Origin of the sequence: Mesorhizobium sp. M4A.F.Ca.ET.050.02.1.1, assembly GCF_003997725.1 — a bacterium.
Lineage (GTDB): Bacteria > Pseudomonadota > Alphaproteobacteria > Rhizobiales > Rhizobiaceae > Mesorhizobium.
Map to the genome: position 1 here is coordinate 1 of NZ_RZSG01000419.1, position 4,550 is coordinate 4,550.

5 protein-coding genes and 2 pseudogenes are annotated in these 4,550 nt (G+C 63.9%); 3 read left to right on the forward strand and 4 right to left on the reverse strand.

From position 1 onward, the window contains the following. On the forward strand, window positions 1–288 hold a 288-nt coding region (locus EOA33_RS23240; protein ID WP_190234345.1), incomplete at its 5' end, for a TetR family transcriptional regulator C-terminal domain-containing protein. A gap of 14 nt (window positions 289–302) precedes the next feature. On the opposite strand, the gene EOA33_RS23245 is transcribed toward EOA33_RS23240, so the two are convergent. After that, the gene (locus EOA33_RS23245) at window positions 303–1,175 is read right to left on the reverse strand and encodes a helix-turn-helix transcriptional regulator (protein ID WP_127406691.1); all 873 of its coding nucleotides are present in this window, start codon (window positions 1,173–1,175) and stop codon (window positions 303–305) included. A gap of 103 nt (window positions 1,176–1,278) precedes the next feature. Here EOA33_RS23245 and EOA33_RS23250 point away from each other — a divergent pair. Both EOA33_RS23250 and EOA33_RS23255 read left to right on the forward strand, forming a co-directional pair. Continuing rightward, window positions 1,279–2,126 (forward strand): annotated as a pseudogene (locus EOA33_RS23250) (SDR family NAD(P)-dependent oxidoreductase). Beyond that, the gene (locus EOA33_RS23255; RefSeq protein ID WP_127406692.1) at window positions 2,119–2,841 is read left to right on the forward strand and encodes an SDR family oxidoreductase; all 723 of its coding nucleotides are present in this window, start codon (window positions 2,119–2,121) and stop codon (window positions 2,839–2,841) included. Before EOA33_RS23250 ends, EOA33_RS23255 begins: the two are co-directional and overlap by 8 nt. Before the next feature lie 38 nt (window positions 2,842–2,879). Here EOA33_RS23255 and EOA33_RS23260 read toward each other — a convergent pair whose 3' ends face one another. The 3 genes and pseudogenes from EOA33_RS23260 to EOA33_RS23270 all read right to left on the reverse strand — a co-directional run bounded on the left by EOA33_RS23260 (window position 2,880) and on the right by EOA33_RS23270 (window position 4,366). Then, window positions 2,880–3,374, reverse strand: coding sequence for a DUF3592 domain-containing protein (locus EOA33_RS23260; RefSeq protein ID WP_127400284.1), 495 nt, complete (start codon window positions 3,372–3,374; stop codon window positions 2,880–2,882). Window positions 3,375–3,468: 94 nt separating this feature from the next. Further along, window positions 3,469–3,844: pseudogene (locus tag EOA33_RS23265) on the reverse strand (DoxX family protein). A 63-nt stretch (window positions 3,845–3,907) separates the two neighbouring features. Beyond that, window positions 3,908–4,366 carry a carboxymuconolactone decarboxylase family protein gene (locus tag EOA33_RS23270; protein ID WP_127406693.1) on the reverse strand — a complete coding sequence of 153 codons (459 nt, stop codon included), beginning with the start codon at window positions 4,364–4,366 and terminating at the stop codon, window positions 3,908–3,910. Window positions 4,367–4,550: the final 184 nt, after the last annotated feature.

A 4,550-nucleotide genomic window follows, 5' to 3' on the forward strand; every position in this document is an offset into this window, starting at 1 on the left:
ATCCTGCAGGGCGCGCCGCGCATCATGCCGCTGCTGGAAGGCGAGCTGAAAACGCTGGTCGACGAGAAGGCGGCCGTCATCAAGGGCTGGATGCGCGCCGGCAAGATCGCTCGCACCGACCCTTGGCACCTGATCTTCTCGATCTGGGCAACGACGCAGCACTATGCCGATTTCGACGTCCAAGTCCGCGCCGTGCTTGGCGCCGACCGCGGCGGCGACGGCCGCTTCGAGGACGCCGCGCGCTTCCTCGAGCAATTGTTCATCGACGGGCTGAAGCCGAAGGGCTGAAAGTGTAGATGGCGTCAGGCGCTGCGCCGATCGGCCGGCAGCGCGTCGAGCAGCTTCTGCAATTTGGCGATCGAATTCTGCTCGGCAAGCGGCGTGTAGACGATCAGCCGCATGTCGGAACCGTCGTCGATCGAAAGGCTCATATGCTCGAATGTCATGGCGCCGGCGCTCGGGTGCCTGACATGCTTCACCCCTGACAATCTCCGCGCCACATCACGCTGCGGCCACCAGTCGCGGAACTCGGGACTTGAACGCATCATCAGCGCGATCAGCCGGTCGAAGTCCGGGTCGCCGACATATTTGGCGCTTTCCGCGCGAAACGATGCGAGCACCACGCGGGCGAGTTCTTCCCAGTCGACCAGCAGGCGGCGGTGGTGCGGGCTGGCGAACACCATGTGGACAATGTTGCGGGTATCGCCCTCCAGCAGGCCATAATCCCCGAACACTGCCACCGCCGCTGGGTTCCAGGCCAGCACATCCCAGCGCCGGCCGACGACATAGGCCGGCTGCAGGACGAGGCTTTGCAGCATGTGCAGCAGCGGGCCGTCGACCTTTTCGGGCGCCGCCTCGCGGCGCTCCTGCTGCTGGCGGCCGGCAAGGATGAACAGATGCCGCTTCTCGACGGCGTCAAGGCGCAACGCCTCCGAGAGCGCCGTCAGCACTTCGACCGAGGGGCGAACGTCCCTGCCCTGTTCCAGCCAGGTGTACCAGGTCGTGCCGACGCCGGCGATCATCGCCACTTCCTCGCGTCTCAGCCCTGGCGTGCGCCGCCGCGCGCCGCAAGCGATGCCGGCGGTCTCGGGCGAAAGCCTTTCCCGGCGCGAGCGCAGGAAGGCGCCAAGCTCGCGCCGGCGGCTGTCTTCTGACGAATGGGGGATCGCGTCCATGGGACTTATTATAGCAGTATTGATACCAGGATAAAGTTTGAACTGTTTGGGATGCGCGCCGCGCCCCATCTTGCGTTCAGAGCGAAACATGGAGGCTCTGAACATGGACCTGAAGGACAAGACCGTCCTCATCACCGGATCAACCGACGGCGTCGGCCGCGTCGTGGCCGAGAAGCTCGGCGCGAGCGGCGCGCATATCCTGGTGCATGGCCGCGACGCGATGCGCGGCAAGGCAGTCGTCGCTGCCATTGAAGCCGCCGGCGGCAAGGCCGAGCTTCTCGTCGCCGATCTCTCCTCGCTTGCCGAGGTCAGGCGCCTCGCCGAAGCCGTGCGCGCCAGGACAACGCGGCTCGACATCCTGATCAACAATGCCGGCGTCGGCACCGCCGGCGGAGGCGCGAAAAGACAGGTCAGCGCCGACGGTTACGAACTGCGTTTCGCCGTCAACTATCTCGCCGCCTTCCTGCTGACCTCGGAGCTTTTGCCGCTGCTCAAGGCGAGCGCGCCGGCGCGGATCGTCAATGTCGCCTCGGCCGGCCAGCAAGCGATCGACTTCGACGACATCATGCTGACCCACGGCTACAGCGGCGTGCGTGCCTACTGCCAGAGCAAGTTGGCACAGATCCTGTTCACCGTCGATCTGGCCGGAGAGCTGAAAGGCAGCGGCGTCACCGTAAACGCCCTGCATCCGGCAAGCTACATGGACACCACCATGGTCCGGCAAGCAGGCGTCACGCCGTGGAGCTCGGTCGAGACCGGCGCCGACGCCATCCTCACCTCGCCGCTTCGCCGGCGCTCAAGGGACGCAGCGGTCTCTATTTCGACGGCCAGCGCGAATCCCGCGCCGACGCACAGGCCTACGACGAAAAGGCGCGCCGGCAGTTGCTGAGCCTTAGCCTCGACCTGATCGAGCGCGCCTCAGGCCCAACCAGGAACAACAGTCATGAGTGAGAAAATCGAACATTGCGTCATTATCGGCGGCTCGTCCGGCATCGGCCTTGCCACGGCGCGCAAGCTGGTTGGCCCCGGCATGAAAGTGACGATCACGGGCCGCAATGAAGACAAGCTCAAGAACGCCTGGAAGACCCTTGGCGGCACCGTCGGCAAGGCCTCCTTCGATGCGACCAGGCCGGGTGACGTCCGCCATTTCTTCGATAGCCTCGGACCGTTCGATCACCTCGTCCTGGCCGCAAGCGGCGGCAAGGGGCTTGGGCCGTTCGCGACTCTCGATCTCGCCGACATCGGCAGTGGCGTCGACGAGAAAATCCGCCCGCAATTGTCTTGCCTGCAGGCAGCCCTGCCGACGCTGAGCAAAGCTGGATCGGTTACCTTCATTTCGGCGGTATCGGCGCAACTCGCCGCCCCCGGCATTGCTGGCATAGGCGCCATCAATGGCATGCTTCTGACAGTGGCACCGATCCTGGCGGTCGAGTTGAAGCCGTTACGCGTCAATGTCGTGGCGCCCGGCGTCATCGATACGCCCTGGTGGGATTTTCTGCCGGGCGAACAGCGGCAAGCGGTCTTTGCCGAATATGCCGGCAAGACGCCTGTCGGCCGCATCGGCCGCGCCGAGGACGTCGCCGACGCGATCGCCTTCCTTGTCTGCAACGGCTTCATGACCGGCCAGGTGCTGACCTGCGATGGCGGTCTGCGATACGCTGCTTGAACTGCTGCCCAAGACCGCCGGCGGTCGTACGAAAATGTTTAGTCGGAAATCAGGCTGGGCCAGAAAGCGAATGCCATCAGCCCGGCCGCGATCAGGTACCAGACGGCGACGTGGATCGCCTTCATGATCGGTCGCCCCACTTCCCGTGCCCGCTTCGGATTGAGTGGATCGTAGATCACCTCGACCGAAGCTCCGATCGAACCGGTCACGCTATTGATCGGTAGGTTCGAGTCGAAACGCCAGCTACGCCCCTGGCGATCGGCGAATTCGATGGTCGGCGTGCTTGGGGAATCGCCGGACGTGTCAATGCCAACCACCTTGCCGATGGCATAGGCGCGTCGCCGCCTGAGTACGATATCGCCATAGCTGTGCGGGACAACCAGCGCCAGCACGAAGAGGGCACACAGGAAGCACCATATCTGCATGTCGGTGGGGGAATAGCCGATCGATTCAGCGGTCGCGCGAAACGGCGACAGCGCCTGATGAAAGGCCTGCGAAACGCTCGCCCAGAAACCGGTCCAGTTTTGCTCCATGCGCGCTCCAACGGGCGAACTGGGTCAAGGTACAGCACAATCGCGACAGAGCGATTAATGGGCACTCGACGACCGGAAGCGTCAAGTTGTCAGTTCAAAGCGGCTGCGCCATCAGCGCCAGAAACCCTCCGGAAAGCGCAATATTGGCGACAAAGCCGTTGATTCGTGCCGCTCGCTCCGGGCCCTGATGATCCCAGAAATTGTCGAACATGACCGTTGCGACGACCAGGAACAGGATAAGCCAAGCAGCAGCAAGCGCGATCCAGACGCCCGCCACAATCAGGCCGCCGGCGACGACCTGCACGACGATGCCGAGCCACAGCGCCAGCCCCGCCTGAGGCACGCCGCGCTCCGTCATCAACTGGGTCAGGAAGGCCCTGTTCAGGATATTGCGCAAGCCGGCGAACAAAGGCGCCGCCAACCAGCAGTCGCGCGGCAAGCAGAATCTCGTTTTGAAAATTTGCAAACATGTGATTGATCTCGCGCCAAAAAGGCGCGGGGCCGAGGTCCGGCCCGCGCGCTGGGTCGATCGCTCACGCAGCCTTGGCGGCCGGCGTTGGGTGAATGGCCTGGAACGGAACGCAAAGCCGGTTCCAGGTGTTGATCATGCCGATCGCGACCGACAGCTTGACCAGTTCCTCTTCGGAGAAATGCACCAGCGTGCGGGCATAAAGTTCGTCCGAGACGCCGTTGTTGGCGATCTTCGTCACCGCTTCGGTCCAGGCCAGCGCGGCGCGCTCGCGCTCGGAAAACAGCGGCGATTCCTTCCAGGCAGCGATGAGATAGAGCCGCTGCTCGGTCTCGCCGTCCTGCCGCGCCTCGCGGCTGTGCATGTCGACGCAGAAGGAGCAGCCGTTGATCTGCGAGGCGCGCAGCTTGATCAGATGCAGCAGGCTAACCTCCAGCCCGCATTCGTCGACCGCCTTGTTGAGCGCCGACACCGCCTTCATGATTTCAGGCGCCTTGGCGAAGAATTGCAGCCTCTGTTTCATAGTTCTTACCTTCCACTCTTTGCTTGGGGAACTTGGTTTGGATGAACCTTCTGCGGCCGCTGATAGCGGGCGACGAAGGCGCAGCCCGCCGCGACCGAGCGCGGATCGGCCTCGCTGACATAGTCAGCCACGATCGCCGACAGCCTGACTTCGGCCAGCGCTGCGCGATAGCCGCGCTCGGCCT

Bases quoted from the DNA above. Each gene is read 5' to 3' on its own strand.
- EOA33_RS23255 (WP_127406692.1), top strand. From the start codon at position 2,119: ATGAGTGAGAAAATCGAACATTGCGTCATTATCGGCGGCTCGTCCGGC.
- EOA33_RS23270 (WP_127406693.1), bottom strand. From the start codon at position 4,366: ATGAAACAGAGGCTGCAATTCTTCGCCAAGGCGCCTGAAATCATGAAG.
- EOA33_RS23260 (WP_127400284.1), bottom strand. From the start codon at position 3,374: ATGGAGCAAAACTGGACCGGTTTCTGGGCGAGCGTTTCGCAGGCCTTT.
- EOA33_RS23245 (WP_127406691.1), bottom strand. From the start codon at position 1,175: ATGGACGCGATCCCCCATTCGTCAGAAGACAGCCGCCGGCGCGAGCTT.